General features: G+C 55.3%; 14 protein-coding genes. 10 read left to right on the top strand and 4 right to left on the bottom strand.

Going from position 1 to position 14,193, the window contains the following annotated elements; all coding sequences use genetic code 11:
- Window positions 1–7 precede the first annotated feature (7 nt).
- Window positions 8–1,135: a tRNA guanosine(34) transglycosylase Tgt gene (gene tgt / locus DBR37_RS16795; protein ID WP_124575625.1), complete on the bottom strand. Its 1,128-nt coding sequence runs from the start codon at window positions 1,133–1,135 to the stop codon at window positions 8–10.
- Complete coding sequence (gene queA / locus DBR37_RS16800) at window positions 1,129–2,154, bottom strand: tRNA preQ1(34) S-adenosylmethionine ribosyltransferase-isomerase QueA (protein WP_124575626.1); 1,026 nt, start codon at window positions 2,152–2,154, stop codon at window positions 1,129–1,131. Before queA ends, tgt begins: the two co-directional genes overlap by 7 nt.
- 240 nt (window positions 2,155–2,394) lie before the next feature.
- Here queA and recG point away from each other — a divergent pair, with 240 nt between their 5' ends.
- The 7 genes from recG (at window position 2,395) to DBR37_RS16835 (ending at window position 9,679) form a co-directional block, all read left to right on the top strand.
- The gene (gene recG / locus DBR37_RS16805; RefSeq protein WP_124575627.1) at window positions 2,395–4,515 is read left to right on the top strand and encodes an ATP-dependent DNA helicase RecG; all 2,121 of its coding nucleotides are present in this window, start codon (window positions 2,395–2,397) and stop codon (window positions 4,513–4,515) included.
- Window positions 4,516–4,597: 82 nt separating this feature from the next.
- Window positions 4,598–5,545 (top strand): LysR substrate-binding domain-containing protein, encoded by a 948-nt coding sequence (locus tag DBR37_RS16810; protein WP_124575628.1) that lies wholly within the window; start codon window positions 4,598–4,600, stop codon window positions 5,543–5,545.
- A 49-nt stretch (window positions 5,546–5,594) separates the two neighbouring features.
- A complete protein-coding gene (gene ubiA, locus DBR37_RS16815; RefSeq protein ID WP_124575629.1) occupies window positions 5,595–6,449 on the top strand; it encodes a 4-hydroxybenzoate octaprenyltransferase in 855 nt (284 codons plus the stop codon).
- Window positions 6,450–6,463: 14 nt separating this feature from the next.
- Complete coding sequence (locus tag DBR37_RS16820) at window positions 6,464–7,900, top strand: DHA2 family efflux MFS transporter permease subunit (protein WP_124575630.1); 1,437 nt, start codon at window positions 6,464–6,466, stop codon at window positions 7,898–7,900.
- A 34-nt stretch (window positions 7,901–7,934) separates the two neighbouring features.
- A complete protein-coding gene (locus DBR37_RS16825; RefSeq protein ID WP_233588415.1) occupies window positions 7,935–8,576 on the top strand; it encodes a DJ-1/PfpI family protein in 642 nt (213 codons plus the stop codon).
- Window positions 8,577–8,582: 6 nt separating this feature from the next.
- Complete coding sequence (locus tag DBR37_RS16830; RefSeq protein ID WP_124575631.1) at window positions 8,583–9,083, top strand: GNAT family N-acetyltransferase; 501 nt, start codon at window positions 8,583–8,585, stop codon at window positions 9,081–9,083.
- 155 nt (window positions 9,084–9,238) lie between these two features.
- Window positions 9,239–9,679, top strand: coding sequence for an RcnB family protein (locus DBR37_RS16835; RefSeq protein WP_124575632.1), 441 nt, complete (start codon window positions 9,239–9,241; stop codon window positions 9,677–9,679).
- A 103-nt stretch (window positions 9,680–9,782) separates the two neighbouring features.
- Here the strand turns inward: DBR37_RS16835 and proC are convergent, their stop codons facing one another.
- Together proC and DBR37_RS16845 are read right to left on the bottom strand one after the other, a co-directional pair.
- Window positions 9,783–10,607: a pyrroline-5-carboxylate reductase gene (gene proC, locus DBR37_RS16840; RefSeq protein WP_124575633.1), complete on the bottom strand. Its 825-nt coding sequence runs from the start codon at window positions 10,605–10,607 to the stop codon at window positions 9,783–9,785.
- Complete coding sequence (locus DBR37_RS16845; protein WP_124575634.1) at window positions 10,597–11,301, bottom strand: YggS family pyridoxal phosphate-dependent enzyme; 705 nt, start codon at window positions 11,299–11,301, stop codon at window positions 10,597–10,599. Before DBR37_RS16845 ends, proC begins: the two co-directional genes overlap by 11 nt.
- 107 nt (window positions 11,302–11,408) lie before the next feature.
- Here DBR37_RS16845 and DBR37_RS16850 point away from each other — a divergent pair, with 107 nt between their 5' ends.
- From DBR37_RS16850 to DBR37_RS16860, 3 genes are all read left to right on the top strand, one after another.
- Window positions 11,409–12,452 carry a type IV pilus twitching motility protein PilT gene (locus tag DBR37_RS16850; RefSeq protein WP_124575635.1) on the top strand — a complete coding sequence of 348 codons (1,044 nt, stop codon included), beginning with the start codon at window positions 11,409–11,411 and terminating at the stop codon, window positions 12,450–12,452.
- Between the two features lie 118 nt (window positions 12,453–12,570).
- Window positions 12,571–13,707, top strand: a complete 1,137-nt coding sequence (locus tag DBR37_RS16855; protein ID WP_124575636.1) for a PilT/PilU family type 4a pilus ATPase — start codon at window positions 12,571–12,573, stop codon at window positions 13,705–13,707.
- Window positions 13,704–14,189, top strand: a complete 486-nt coding sequence (locus DBR37_RS16860) for a glutathione peroxidase (RefSeq protein WP_124575637.1) — start codon at window positions 13,704–13,706, stop codon at window positions 14,187–14,189. The genes DBR37_RS16855 and DBR37_RS16860 overlap by 4 nt, the downstream gene beginning before the upstream one ends.
- Window positions 14,190–14,193: the final 4 nt, after the last annotated feature.

Genomic DNA, 14,193 nt, shown 5'->3' on the forward strand with positions numbered 1-14,193 from the left:
AGAAAGATCAGCTTCCGCGCGCGCGATCCGCATGGAATTGGCTCACAAACAGCTGGAATCGCCCTTCGCTGATCGCTTCCCGCATCTCACGCATCAGGTCCAGATAGTAGTGCAAGTTATGTATCGTATTCAGTCTGGCACCCAGAATTTCGCCGGTACGATGCAAATGATGCAAGTAAGCACGTGAAAAATTGCGGCAGGCATAGCAGGAACAGCTTTCATCCAGCGGTTTCTTGTCATCCTTGTAACGCGCATTCTTGATCTTGATATCGCCAAAACGGGTGAACAACCAGCCGTTACGGGCATTGCGCGTAGGCATCACGCAATCGAACATATCAATACCGTTCGCCACGCCCGCCACCAGATCTTCCGGGGTGCCGACGCCCATCAGGTAATGCGGCTTGTTGGCAGGCAGGCGCGGACCGACGTGCTCCAGCACCCGCATCATATCTTCCTTGGGCTCACCGACCGACAGGCCGCCGATCGCCACACCGTGGAAATTCAGTTCTTCCAGTCCGGCCAGCGATTCATCCCGCAGGTTTTCAAACATGCCGCCCTGCACGATACCGAACAAGGCGTTCGGATTTTCTTCGCGATTGAACTCATCCATCGAGCGCTTCGCCCAGCGCAAGGACATACGCATCGATTTGGCCGCTTCTTCGGTGGTGGCCGGACGACCGTCGATTTCATACGGTGTGCATTCGTCGAACTGCATCACGATGTCCGAATTCAGCACACGCTGGATTTGCATCGATACTTCCGGCGACAGGAATAATTTATCACCGTTGATAGGCGACGAAAAATGTACGCCTTCTTCGGTGATCTTGCGCATCTCACCCAATGAAAACACCTGAAAACCACCGGAATCCGTCAGGATAGGCTTGTCCCAGCCCATGAATTCATGCAAACCACCGAATTTGGCGATGATGTCATTGCCCGGGCGCAGCCACAGATGGAAGGTATTGCCGAGGATGATTTGCGCATCGATCTCGTTCAACTCCAGCGGCGACATCGCTTTCACCGAGCCGTAAGTACCGACCGGCATGAAGATAGGCGTTTCGATAACGCCGTGGTTCAGTGTCAGTTGGCCGCGACGTGCTTTGCCGTCGGTTTTAAGTAATTTGAAATTTAGCATGGTGGCATTCTGGTCAAAAACATCGCATCGCCATAGCTGAAGAAACGATAACGTTGGGAAATGGCGTGTTGGTAAGCAGCACGGATAGTGTCGTACCCGGCAAAAGCCGACACCAGCATCAGCAGCGTCGACTTCGGCAAATGGAAATTGGTAATCAGGCGCGTGACCGTTTTAAAGGTGTAGCCCGGTGTGATGAATAAACGCGTATCGGCGCTGCCAGCCTGCAGCACACCGCTTTGCGACGCCGACTCCAATGCACGCATACTGGTGGTACCAACCGCGACCACATTGCCGCCAGCGGCTTGCGTGGCTTGCACCAGGTCTACCGTTTGCTGCGAGATGGTGTACCACTCGCTATGCATATTGTGTTCGGCCAGGTTTTCACTGCGCACCGGCTGGAAGGTACCGGCACCAACGTGCAGCGTGATGTAGGCCAGCTTCACGCCTTTCGCGGTCAGCGTATCCAGCAAAGCCTGATCGAAGTGCAGACCCGCAGTCGGCGCCGCTACCGCGCCTGGCGTCTTCGCATACACGGTCTGGTAACGCGTTTCGTCGTAGGCGTCGGCTGCATGTTCGATATATGGCGGCAAAGGCAGACGACCATGCGCTTCGATCAGCTCGAACACATCATCCGGGAATTGCAGTTCGTAAAACTCACCAGCGCGCTCGCCGACGATCACATCGAATGCATCAGCAAGGCGGATGCGCATGCCGGCCGCGGGCGACTTGGATGCGCGTATCTGCGCATGTACATTGCGCTGGTCTATCACACGCTCCACCAGCACCTCAACCTTGCCGCCGGTTTCCTTGACGCCAAAGAAGCGCGCCTTCAGCACACGAGTGTCATTGAATACCAGCAAATCGCCGGGTGACAGCAAGTCGACTATGTCGGCAAAATTACGGTCCGCCATTTGTCCGGGCAAAACCTGCAGCAGGCGCGAAGCACTGCGCTGCGCCAATGGTGTTTGCGCAATTAACTCTTGCGGCAAATCGAAATCGAAATCGGAAAGTGAATACATACAACTTTGATGTTTGAAAACGTCGTTAAAAATGTCATGCATATCGCATGACGGCTTCGGTTTTACTGTCCGAGGTGTGACGCAGACAAATTTGTTTGCAGCAATCGCGCGGCAGAACTGCTATGGTTGCAAAGCTTGCCGTTGGCTATACCTGCATTTTCATGTGAAGCAACACGCAAGACGCATGAAGTCATCGCAAAACCTGCTATTTTACGCCCTGCCGCCCATTTTCGGCCCGATATGCCTGTACTGAAGAAAAAGCCCGCCACTGTTGCCAAAAAGACCAGCAAAACGACCAGGTCGGCGGCACCCACACGCGCAGAGAAAATCGACGACAAGCTGATCAAGCTCGGCCTGCGCTCGGACATGGATAAAGTCTTGCATCTGCCGATGCGCTATGAAGACGAAACCGAGATCAAAAGCATCAGCGCGGCAGGATTCATCTTTGGCCGTCCGGTCCAGGTCGAAGGCGTAGTCACTTCATGTGAAGTCGCGTTCCGGCCACGCCGCCAACTGATAGTGACGATCTCTGACGACACCGGGCAACTGGTGATGCGCTTCCTGAATTTCTATGGCAGCCAGGTCAAGCAAATGGCGGAAGGCAACCGGGTACGTGCCCGCGGTGAAGTCCGACATGGCTTCTTTGGTGCGGAGATGGTGCACCCCAGCTACAAGATGGTGATCGAAGGTGCGCCGCTACCCGCCGCGCTGACACCGGTCTATCCGGCCGGTGAAGGCCTGTCGCAAACCATATTGCGTAAAACCATAGGCGACGCCATGGCGCGCATAGAGTGGCGCGATACGCTGAGTGACAAGCTGCGCGCCGAACTGGACCTGATGCCGTTCGAACCGGCTGTGCGTATGCTGCACAACCCGCCACCGGATATCGATGAAAGCGCGTTGGCAGATCGCTCGCATGCGGCCTGGGTCCGGATGAAGTTCGATGAATTGCTGGCGCAGCAGTTATCGATGAAGCGCGCGCAAATGGCACGCCGCGCCAAAGGTGCAGCGGTGCTGCCGACCATAGGCAAGCTATCCAGGGCTTTCCTCAAGCAACTGCCGTTTTCACTGACCGCCGCACAACAACGCGTGCTGGAAGAAATCCGCGCCGATATCAGGCAATCCTTCCCCATGCAGCGCTTGTTGCAAGGCGATGTCGGCAGCGGCAAGACCGTGGTCGCTGCACTGGCCGCAGCACAAGCAATCGACAGTGGTTTCCAGGCCGTGCTGATGGCACCGACCGAAATCCTGGCTGACCAGCACTTTCGCAAAATCGCCGGCTGGATGGAACCGCTGGGCGTGAATGTCGCGTGGCTGACCGGCAGTCTGAAGAAGAAAGAAAAACTGGAAGCCAAGGAGCGTATAGAGGCTGGCACCGCCCAGCTCATCATAGGCACGCATGCGCTGATCCAGGAAGACGTGCAGTTCGCCAAACTCGGCCTGGTCATCGTCGATGAACAACATCGCTTCGGCGTCAGCCAGCGCCTGGTACTGCGCAACAAAGGAGTGGACACCAATGTGCACGTTGCACAGCAAACCATCCCGCATCAACTGATGATGTCGGCCACACCCATCCCGCGCACGCTGGCGATGACTTACTACGCCGACCTTGAAGTCTCCGTAATCGATGAATTGCCACCCGGACGCACACCTATCGTGACACGCGTCATCGACCAGAATCGTCGTGAAGAAGTGATAGAACGCGTACACGCAGCAGCGCTCGAGGGACGCCAGGTCTATTGGGTCTGCCCGCTGATCGAAGAATCGGAAGCGCTGCAATTACAGACCGCGACCGACACCCATCAGACACTGGTCGAAGCGTTGCCTGATTTGCAGGTCGGCCTGGTACATGGACGCATGAAGCCGGCCGAGAAACAGGAAGTGATGGATGCTTTCACGCGCGGCGAGATCCATGTACTGGTCGCCACGACTGTCATTGAAGTCGGCGTCGACGTACCGAATGCCTCACTGATGGTGATCGAACATGCAGAGCGCTTTGGCCTGTCGCAACTGCACCAGTTACGCGGTCGGGTCGGACGGGGCTCGGCTGCCAGCGTGTGCCTGCTGCTGTACCAAGGTCCGCTCGGCATGGTGGCCAAACAACGCCTGGGCATCATGCGGGAATCGACTGACGGCTTTGAAATTGCGCGCAAGGATCTGGAAATACGCGGCCCGGGTGAATTCCTCGGGGCACGTCAATCAGGCCAGGCCATGCTGCGTTTTGCCGACCTCGAAACCGATCAATGGCTGGTAGATCGTGCGCGCGACCTGGCGCAAACCCTGCTGCGTGATGACCAGGCTACAGTCGATGCGCATCTGGCGCGCTGGCTCGGCGCACGTGAGGACTACCTGAAGGTATAGAATAGGCCATTAAATTGGCCTATACCCCGGCGTCATGCCCGGATGCAGGCTCAGTTACAGACCCGAAGGCAAAGACCCCACCATGACGCTTACCGAACTCAAATATATAGTTGCCGTCGCCCGTGAAAAGCATTTCGGCCATGCAGCAGAAGCATGCTTCGTAGCGCAACCTACCCTTTCCGTCGCCATCAAGAAACTCGAAGATGAGTTGGGCGTCACCTTGTTCGAACGTGGCGGCAGCGAAATTTCGATGACGCCGCTGGGCGCACAAATCGTCGCGCAAGCCGAACGCGTGCTGGAACAAACCGCCGCCATCAAGGAAATCGCGAAACAGAATAAAGACCCGCTGGTCGGCCCTTTCCGCCTCGGCATCATTTACACCATCGCACCGTATCTGTTACCGCCACTGGTGAAAACCATCATAGAACGCGTGCCGCAAATGCCGCTGGTGCTGCAAGAAAATTTCACCGTCAAGCTACTGGAGTTGCTGCGCCAGGGTGAGCTGGATGCCGCCATCGTTGCGCTGCCATTCCCGGATCAGGGCTTGCTGGTGCAACCTGTGTATGACGAACCGTTTGTCGTCGCCGTACCTAAACAGCACGAGTGGGCCACGCGTGACAGTGTCAGTACCGATGACCTGAAATCAGAAACCATGCTCCTGCTCGGCAATGGCCATTGCTTCCGCGATCAGGTACTGGAAGTATGCCCGGAGATGTCACGCTTCTCGACTTCCGGAGATGGAATTGCGCGTACCTTTGAAGGTTCGTCGCTGGAAACCATACGCCACATGGTGGCTTCCGGCATCGGCATTACGGTCTTGCCGCAAGCGTCGATACCCGACATGCAAGCCAAGGATGGCATGCTGCGTTACATCCCGTTTACACAACCAGGCCCCTCGCGTCGCGTGGTACTGGTCTGGCGCAAGAGCTTTACGCGCGGTGCTGCCATCGAGGCCGTACGACAAGCATTGTTGTCCTGCGATTTGCACGGCGTCACCATGCTGCCCGACGAACCACTGACCGAAGCCTGATGCTTGTGCATCAGACTGTTTTCCCTTTGCATTAAGTTCTTACCGCTAGATGAATCGTCTTCAACTGTATTTCCGCCTGATCCGCCTTGATAAACCGATAGGCATTTTGCTGCTGCTCTGGCCTACGCTGTGGGCCTTGTGGATGGCGTCCAATGGTAAACCGGACTGGACGCTGGTCGCCATCTTCACATTAGGTACCGTCCTGATGCGCTCCGCCGGCTGCGCCATCAACGATTACGCAGATCGTGATTTCGACAAACATGTGCAACGTACGGTAGAGCGTCCGGTCACCAGCGGCAAGATCAAACCGTATGAAGCAGTATTGGTGGCACTGGTCCTCGCACTGGTTTCATTTGCATTGATCTGGCCGCTGAATACGCTGACCAAACAGCTCTCCATCGCAGCCGTCATCATCGCCGCCACCTATCCTTACTTCAAACGCTTCTTTGCGATTCCGCAGGCTTACCTCGGCATCGCATTTGGCTTCGGCATCCCCATGAGTTTTGCCGCAGTACAAAATACCGTACCGGCTGCGGCATGGCTGCTGCTGGTAGCAAACATTTTCTGGGCCGTCGCTTACGACACCGAATATGCGATGGTCGACCGCGAAGATGACCTGAAGCTGGGCATGAAGACATCGGCCATCACCTTCGGCTCTTACGATGTCGTTATCGTTATGTTTTGCTACGCGGTGACCCTGGGCATCATAGGCGTGATAGGCTGGCAGTTCGGCTTGCGCATCTGGTTCGTTGCCGGCTTGCTGCTCGCAGTCGCTTGCGCGATTTATCATTACACTCTGATACGAGATCGCGGACGCGCCGGTTGCTTCGCGGCCTTCCGTCATAACAACTGGCTGGGTGCTGCCATCTTCGGCGGCGTCGCGCTGGATTATCTATTGCGCTGATCAGGTAAGCATCCATGTCCGCCATTCCACCCAACGCAAATACGACAGACGCAGCCACGGTCAAACGGTATTTGCCCTGGGTGGTGGCGATTGCGCTATTCATGGAGCAACTCGACTCCACGATTATCAACACCGCCGTACCTGCGATGGCGGCCAGCCTGAATGTCACACCGCTCAGCCTGAAAGCAGTCGTCAGTTCCTACATCCTGGCACTCGCAGTATCGATACCGATCAGTGGCTGGATGGCAGATCGTTTCGGTACACGTCGCGTCTTCAGTGTTGCGGTTGGCTTGTTTACTTTTTCCTCCATCCTGTGCGGCCTGTCGGTGAACGTGCCGATGCTGGTCGCGGCGCGCATATTGCAAGGCTTCAGCGCGGCGATGATGATGCCGGTCGGCCGCCTGACGGTGATACGCACCTTCCCGAAATCAGAACTATTGTCGGCGATGAACTTTGTCATCATCCCGGCTTTGATCGGACCGTTGCTAGGCCCTACGGTAGGCGGACTCATCGTGCACTGGCTGCCGTGGCAAGCTATCTTCTTCGTCAATGTGCCGATAGGACTGGCAGCGCAATGGATGATCCATAAGCATATGCCCGACTATCGCTCGGACTCGCCGCGTCCGCTGGATATCATAGGTCTGGTTTTGTTCGGCTCCGGCGTTGCGCTGATGTCGTGGATACTGGAGATATTTGGCGAACACTATCTGGATGCAACCTCGACCACCATACTGTTCATCATCTCCATCGCCTTGCTGGGCGCCTATGTCTTGCATGCACGGCGCACCTTGCATCCGCTGCTGCAACTGGCACTGTTTAAAACCCGCACCTTCCGCGTCTCGGTATTCGGCGGCTTCATCACACGCCTCGGTGTCGGTGGTCTGCCCTTCCTGTTGCCGTTGCTGTACCAGCTAGGACTCGGCCTGCCCGCCTGGCAATCCGGCTTGTTGATGATGCCGACTGCTGCGGCAGCGATGCTAATGAAACTGATCTCGGTACGTGTACTTGGCCACTTCGGTTATCGCAAGGTTCTGATCGTCAATACGGTGATGATAGGCATCACGATTTCACTGTTTTCCATCATCACACCAGGTACGCCTATCGCGGTGATTCTCTTGCTCGGACTGGCGCAGGGCTTCTTTAATTCGCTGCAGTTTTCCAGCATGAATTCGATGGCCTATTCGGATATCAATTCGGAAGACTCCAGCATGGCCAGCACTATCGCCAGCTCGATGCAGCAAATGTCGATGAGCTTCGGCCTCGCATTTGGCTCCATCATCGCAGCGTGGTATCTGGGCGACTTGCCGCAATCTGATCGCGCTGCGGTCGGCAATGCCTTGCACCATGCCTTCCTTACACTGGGCGGATTAACCATATTATCCTCGCTGTCATTCTGGACCTTGCGTCCGAATGACGGCGAGAGCGTCAGCAAGGCACATGCAACCAACTAAGCAGTCTGTTCCTATCCGATAACCGTGGGAGTCGATGATGAATCGCAAACGTGTAGGCATAGTCATTTTTGATGACGTTGAAGTACTGGACTATTGCGGCCCCTATGAAGTCTTTTCCGTCACGCGCATCAACAGCGAAAAGCGACGTGAAGAACCTTCGCCATTCGAAGTAGTGCTAATAGCCGAGCATGAGCAACCCATCGTCACCACCGGCGGCATGCGCGTGCTGCCCGACACTACTTATACACTCTGTCCACCGCTGGACATCCTGCTGGTTCCCGGTGGCTGGGGCACACGCAGGGAAATGCATAATCCGGCCATGCTGAACTTTGTCAACGCACAGGCGGCGCAAGTGGAAACCCTCACATCAGTTTGTACCGGCGCACTGGTTCTAGGCAACGCAGGCTTGCTGGATGGCTTGCGTGCAACCACACACTGGCGCTCACTCGACTGGATGCAGGAGCTATTCCCGAACGTCACGGTGGACTCGACATTGCAAGTCGTTGAGCAAGGCTATGTACTGACCTCTGCCGGCATTTCCGCCGGTATCGATATGGCACTCATCGTCGTCAAAAACTACTGCGGTGAAGATGTCGCACGCGCCACCGCACGTCATATGGAATACCCATATCCCGAGTCCACTGTCAGGCGCGTGCCGCTGGCGGCAAAGGAATAAACAAGTATGCACATACGTCCGGAACGAGCTGACGATGCAGATGCAATCGCTGCGGTAACGCACGCTGCGTTCCAGGATCATCCGCATAGCGATCAGACAGAACACCTTATCATTGCTGCCTTGCGTGCAGCAGATGCACTCGCGCTATCGCTGCTTGCTGAAGTAGACGGACAGGTAGTGGGACATATCGCGTTTTCTCCTGTCAGCATTTCAGACGGCAGTCACGGCTGGTATGGTCTGGGGCCCATATCGGTATTACCTGAAAAACAAAAACTTGGGATAGGTACCACCCTGATCGAAACGGGGCTGAGCTTGCTACGCGCAGACCAGGCACAAGGTTGCGTGGTGGCAGGCGACCCGGCCTACTACCAACGCTTCGGCTTCAGACACAACTGCGCCCTGACTTATCCGGATTTGCCAGCAGAGTACTTTCTCGCCCTGCCTTTACAGACAGGTTCTGCGCAAGGAGTAGTAAGTTATCACCCTGCATTTTCCGCACAGGCATAGGCCTTATCGTGGTGGCACGCAGAAACATTTGGTAACAGGCCTTACCAAAAAAGCATGCACACCCGGGTCTTTTTTCGCTTTAATGAGTACACCGTATCATCGTGTTTACACATGTATGCAATACGGAGGCATTTTCGCCATTACAAGGAGCAGAGATGAAGAGCAAAATAATTATTTCGTCGATCATGACGGTGACTCTGTTGGCCAGCAGTGCAGCATTTGCCCAGGGCTATGACCGCGGCGGTGACCGTGGCCGCAACGAACAATCGCAACGTGGCCCAGGCCCGGATCGCGGTCCACAAGGCAACCCGCACAACAATAAATACGGCGACAAACATGGGAATAAACACGTCAGCAAGCATGATGGCAGGCATGACAACCGACGCGAAGGTCGCGGTGCAGGACCTAGCCATAACTTCTACAAAGGTGGTCATATCCCACGCGAATATCGTGGCCACCAATATGTCGTCAACGACTGGCGCGGACATCACCTGACGCCGCCGCCGCGTGGCTATAACTGGGTACAAACCGGTGGTGATTATGTACTGATCGCGATTGCAACCGGTGTGATTGCACAGATCATCCTTGGCAATTAATCAAACGCAGGCCTGAGGCCGGCATGAAAACAAAAGGCCGGATGTCTGTCAGACATCCGGCCTTTTTACATCTGCGCAGCAATCGTGAACTGCTGCTGAATTCCTAATCCTGACCGAATTCCTCACCCAGCGCCTGACCGCGTGCCGCAGCAGCTTTCATGGCAGTGATAATGGATTGCTTGACGCCACTGGCTTCCATGCTGGTCAATGCAGCGTAAGTAGTACCACCTTTGGAGGTAACGCGTTCACGCAATACACCAACCGGATCAGCCGATTGTTCTGCCAGATGCGCCGCACCGACAAAGGTCGAAATGGCCAGCGCATTGCCCTGCTCTGCGGTCAGCCCCATTTCCTGCGCCGCTTGCTGCATCGCCTCGATAAAGTAAAACACATAGGCCGGACCGCTGCCGGAGACAGCTGTCACCGGATCAATCAGTTTTTCATCATCCAGCCACACGGTCTCACCGACTGCGCGCATGATGGCATCCGCTGCCGCACGCTGCTCCGCACTAACGCCTGCCGTCGCCACCATACCGGTGATGCCCTTACCTATCAATGCCGGGGTATTCGGCATGGTACGGACAATGGCGTTGTGTCCTTTCAGCCAGCGCGACAAATCTACCGCGCGTATACCCGCAGCGATCGACAATACCAGTTGCCCATTAATATGCGGCACCAGTTGCGCTACGACGCCCTTCATTTGCTGCGGTTTGACAGCCAGTACGATGACCTCGCTGCCAGCCAGCGTTGCGTCGATTTCAGCTGAGGTTCTGACGCGGAACTGCTGTTGTAATTTCGCCAGCGAATCGGCATTGATATCGACCACATGAATATTGGCCGCCGCGGTCAACTTACCTGCGAGGCCACCTATCAGGGCAGCAGCCATATTGCCGCCACCGATGAAACTGATTTTTAAATTATTTTGCATATTCCCTTGTACCAAAAATCGCGGATCCTATCCGCACTATAGTGGCGCCTTCGGCGATGGCTGCTGCCATGTCTCCAGACATCCCCATGGATAATGTATCCAGTTTTAATCCCTCTGCACGCAATTGATCAAGCAAAGTGTGCATTTGCCTGAATGGTGCGCGTTGTTGTTCTGCATCACCGGCCGCTTCAGGTATCGCCATCAGTCCGCGCAGCTGCAACCGCGGCAAGGCTGCGATCGCCTGTGCCACCGTCAGCGCTTCTGCTGGCAAAACACCGCTTTTACTGGCTTCACCGCTGATATTCACCTGCAAACAGACATTCAGCGGCGGCAACCCGGCGGGACGCTGCTCGGACAGGCGCTGGGCGATTTTCAGGCGGTCGACCGAATGCACCCAGTCGAAGTGTTCGGCGATGGGACGGGTCTTGTTGCTCTGGATGGGGCCGATGAAATGCCATTCCAGCTGCAAATCAGGGCGTGTCGCCCTGACCTCGGCAATCTTCTCCAGCGCTTCCTGCAGGTAGTTTTCACCAAAAGCACCCTGCCCGGCTTCGGCTGCGGCAATCACGGCATCGGCCCCGAAGGTCTTGGATACCGCCAGTAATTCCACGCCGTGCACATCGCGTTGCGCGCTGTTCGCGGCGTCGGTGATACGCTGACGCACAGCTTGCAAGTTTTGGCGTATTACAGACATAATCAAAGTTCTTTAAGGCATCAATTCAGGCATCAATAAAGCGCACCATCACATCGGTACGCATACAGGGCGTAAAGCCTATTTTGCAGCAGGCTCAGGGATTATAAATGGACATTTCAGAACTACTCGCGTTCTCCGTCAAGAATAAAGCATCCGATCTGCATTTATCAGCCGGTCTGCCGCCGATGATCCGTGTGCATGGCGATGTCCGCCGCATCAATTTGCCGCCACTGGAGCACAAGGATGTGCACGGCATGATTTATGACATCATGAACGACGGCCAGCGCAAAGTGTACGAAGAACGGCTGGAAATCGACTTTTCCTTTGCCATTCCCGGTCTCGCCCGCTTCCGTGTCAATGCCTTCAACCAGGACCGGGGCGCCGCCGCAGTACTGCGTACCATTCCATCCAAAATCCTGAGCCTGGAAGATTTGAATGCGCCCAAGATCTTTGCCGACCTCGCACTGAAGCCACGCGGCCTGGTGCTGGTGACCGGCCCGACAGGCTCCGGCAAATCGACCACACTGGCGGCGATGGTCAATCACGTCAACGAAAACGAGTACGCGCATATCCTGACCATCGAAGATCCTATTGAGTTCGTGCACGATTCGAAGAAATGCCTGATCAACCAGCGCGAAGTCGGCCCGCATACGCATTCGTTTGAAAACGCCTTGCGCTCGGCGCTGCGGGAAGATCCGGACGTAGTACTGGTCGGCGAATTGCGCGATCTGGAAACCATACGCCTGGCACTGTCCGCGGCGGAAACCGGTCACCTGGTATTCGGCACCCTGCACACCTCCTCTGCGGCAAAAACCATAGACCGTATCATCGACGTCTTTCCTGGCGATGAAAAAGAAATGGTGCGTGCGATGTTGTCTGAATCACTGCAAGCCGTGATTTCGCAAACCCTGCTCAAAACCAAAGATGGCAGCGGTCGCGTGGCGGCACATGAAATCATGCTCGGTACACCAGCTATCCGCAACCTGATCCGTGAAGCAAAGATCGCGCAAATGTATTCGGCGATCCAGACCGGTGCGAATGTCGGCATGCAGACGCTGGACAGCAATCTGACTGAACTGGTGAAACGTAATGTGATTTCCAATGCAGCAGCACGTGCTGCTGCCAAGACGCCTGACAACTTCCCAGGATGAAGGCGGGGTTGCGCAAAGCATGCTTTGCGCCGCCTGAATCGGAGCAGCTTGCAAGCTGCGAGGTGGAAATGCAGCACAGCATACGCCGGTGTAAAAAATAGACCAAGAGAGAGTCACTATGGAACGCGATCAAGCCACCAAATTCATGTACGACTTGCTGCGTCTGATGCTCAGCAAGAACGGCTCCGATCTTTTCATCACCGCTGATTTCCCGCCTGCATTCAAGATAGACGGCAAGATGACGCAAGTCTCGAATCAGCCGTTGACAGCTGCGCACACCATCGAACTGGCGCGCGCCATCATGAGTGACAAGCAGGCTGCGGAATTTGAAGCCAGCAAGGAATGCAATTTCGCGATCAGCCCGGGTGGCATTGGTCGCTTCCGTGTCTCTGCTTTCGTACAGCAAGGTAAAGTCGGCATGGTGGTGCGTACCATCACCACCGCTATCCCACGCATGGAAGACCTGGGCGTGCCTGAGACGCTGAAAGATATCGTCATGACCAAGCGCGGCCTGGTCATCATGGTTGGTGCTACCGGCTCCGGCAAATCGACCACGCTGGCAGCGATGATAGGTCACCGTAACGAACATAGCTACGGCCACATCATCACTATCGAAGACCCGGTCGAATACGTGCATCCGCATAAAAACTGCGTCATCACACAACGTGAAATCGGCGTCGATACCGAAGGCTGGGGCGTGGCACTGAAGAATACTTTGCGTCAGGCTCCTGACGTCATCTTCATCGGCGAGATCCGCGACCGTGAAACCATGGACTATGCGATTGCCTTCGCCGAAACCGGTCATTTATGCCTCGCCACCATGCACGCCAACAGCTCCAACCAGGCGCTGGATCGTATCGTCAACTTCTTCCCGGAAGAGCGTCGCCAGCAATTGCTGATGGATTTATCGCTGAATCTGAAAGCGATGATTTCGCAGCGTCTGATCCCTTTAAAAGAAACCAAGGGCCGCTGCGTCGCGGTCGAGATCATGCTGAACTCACCACTGGTTTCCGACCTGATCTTTAAAGGCGATGTCCATGAAATCAAAGAGATCATGAAGAAGTCGCGTGAACTCGGCATGCAGACTTTTGACCAGGCTTTGTTTGACTTGTATGAAGGCGGCAAGATTTCTTATGAAGATGCATTGCGCAATGCTGATTCGGTCAATGATTTGCGCCTGTCTATCAAGCTCAACGGCAAGGAAGCCAAGCATCGTGATTTGAGCAAAGGCACTGAACATCTGGGGATAGTATGAGTACCGTTTATGACTTTACGCCGAACAGCCTGGGTGGCTCTCCGGTCGATCTCGCACAGTATCGCGGCAAAGTACTGCTGATCGTGAACACCGCCAGCAAATGCGGTTTCACGCCGCAATACCAGGGACTGGAAACGGTGTACCAGCAATTCCGCGATCAGGGTGTAGAGGTACTCGGATTCCCTTGCAATCAGTTTGGCAGCCAGGAACCTGGCGATGCGGCAGAGATAGGTGCATTCTGTGAAAAGAATTACGGCGTCAGCTTCCCGCTGTTTGCCAAGATAGACGTGAATGGCGACAATGCCGACCCTCTGTACAAATACCTGAAGCACGCAGCGCCCGGTCTGCTCGGCAGCGAAGGCATCAAATGGAATTTCACCAAGTTCCTGATCCGCAAGGATGGCAGTGTGTTTAAGCGCTATGCACCGCAAACCAAACCGGAAGAGTTAAGCGACGACATCAAAAAATTACTCGCCGAATAAGCAA

It is taken from the genome of Herminiimonas sp. KBW02 (genome assembly GCF_003852535.1).
In the GTDB taxonomy this organism is placed as follows: domain Bacteria; phylum Pseudomonadota; class Gammaproteobacteria; order Burkholderiales; family Burkholderiaceae_D; genus Oxalicibacterium.

Coding starts and splice junctions, on each gene's coding strand:
- DBR37_RS16825 (WP_233588415.1), top strand. CDS start 7,935: ATGATGAATCGCAAACGTGTAGGCATAGTCATTTTTGATGACGTTGAA.
- DBR37_RS16835 (WP_124575632.1), top strand. CDS start 9,239: ATGAAGAGCAAAATAATTATTTCGTCGATCATGACGGTGACTCTGTTG.
- DBR37_RS16820 (WP_124575630.1), top strand. CDS start 6,464: ATGTCCGCCATTCCACCCAACGCAAATACGACAGACGCAGCCACGGTC.
- DBR37_RS16855 (WP_124575636.1), top strand. CDS start 12,571: ATGGAACGCGATCAAGCCACCAAATTCATGTACGACTTGCTGCGTCTG.
- recG (WP_124575627.1), top strand. CDS start 2,395: ATGCCTGTACTGAAGAAAAAGCCCGCCACTGTTGCCAAAAAGACCAGC.
- proC (WP_124575633.1), bottom strand. CDS start 10,607: ATGCAAAATAATTTAAAAATCAGTTTCATCGGTGGCGGCAATATGGCT.
- DBR37_RS16850 (WP_124575635.1), top strand. CDS start 11,409: ATGGACATTTCAGAACTACTCGCGTTCTCCGTCAAGAATAAAGCATCC.
- DBR37_RS16845 (WP_124575634.1), bottom strand. CDS start 11,301: ATGTCTGTAATACGCCAAAACTTGCAAGCTGTGCGTCAGCGTATCACC.
- ubiA (WP_124575629.1), top strand. CDS start 5,595: ATGAATCGTCTTCAACTGTATTTCCGCCTGATCCGCCTTGATAAACCG.
- queA (WP_124575626.1), bottom strand. CDS start 2,154: ATGTATTCACTTTCCGATTTCGATTTCGATTTGCCGCAAGAGTTAATT.
- tgt (WP_124575625.1), bottom strand. CDS start 1,135: ATGCTAAATTTCAAATTACTTAAAACCGACGGCAAAGCACGTCGCGGC.
- DBR37_RS16810 (WP_124575628.1), top strand. CDS start 4,598: ATGACGCTTACCGAACTCAAATATATAGTTGCCGTCGCCCGTGAAAAG.
- DBR37_RS16830 (WP_124575631.1), top strand. CDS start 8,583: ATGCACATACGTCCGGAACGAGCTGACGATGCAGATGCAATCGCTGCG.
- DBR37_RS16860 (WP_124575637.1), top strand. CDS start 13,704: ATGAGTACCGTTTATGACTTTACGCCGAACAGCCTGGGTGGCTCTCCG.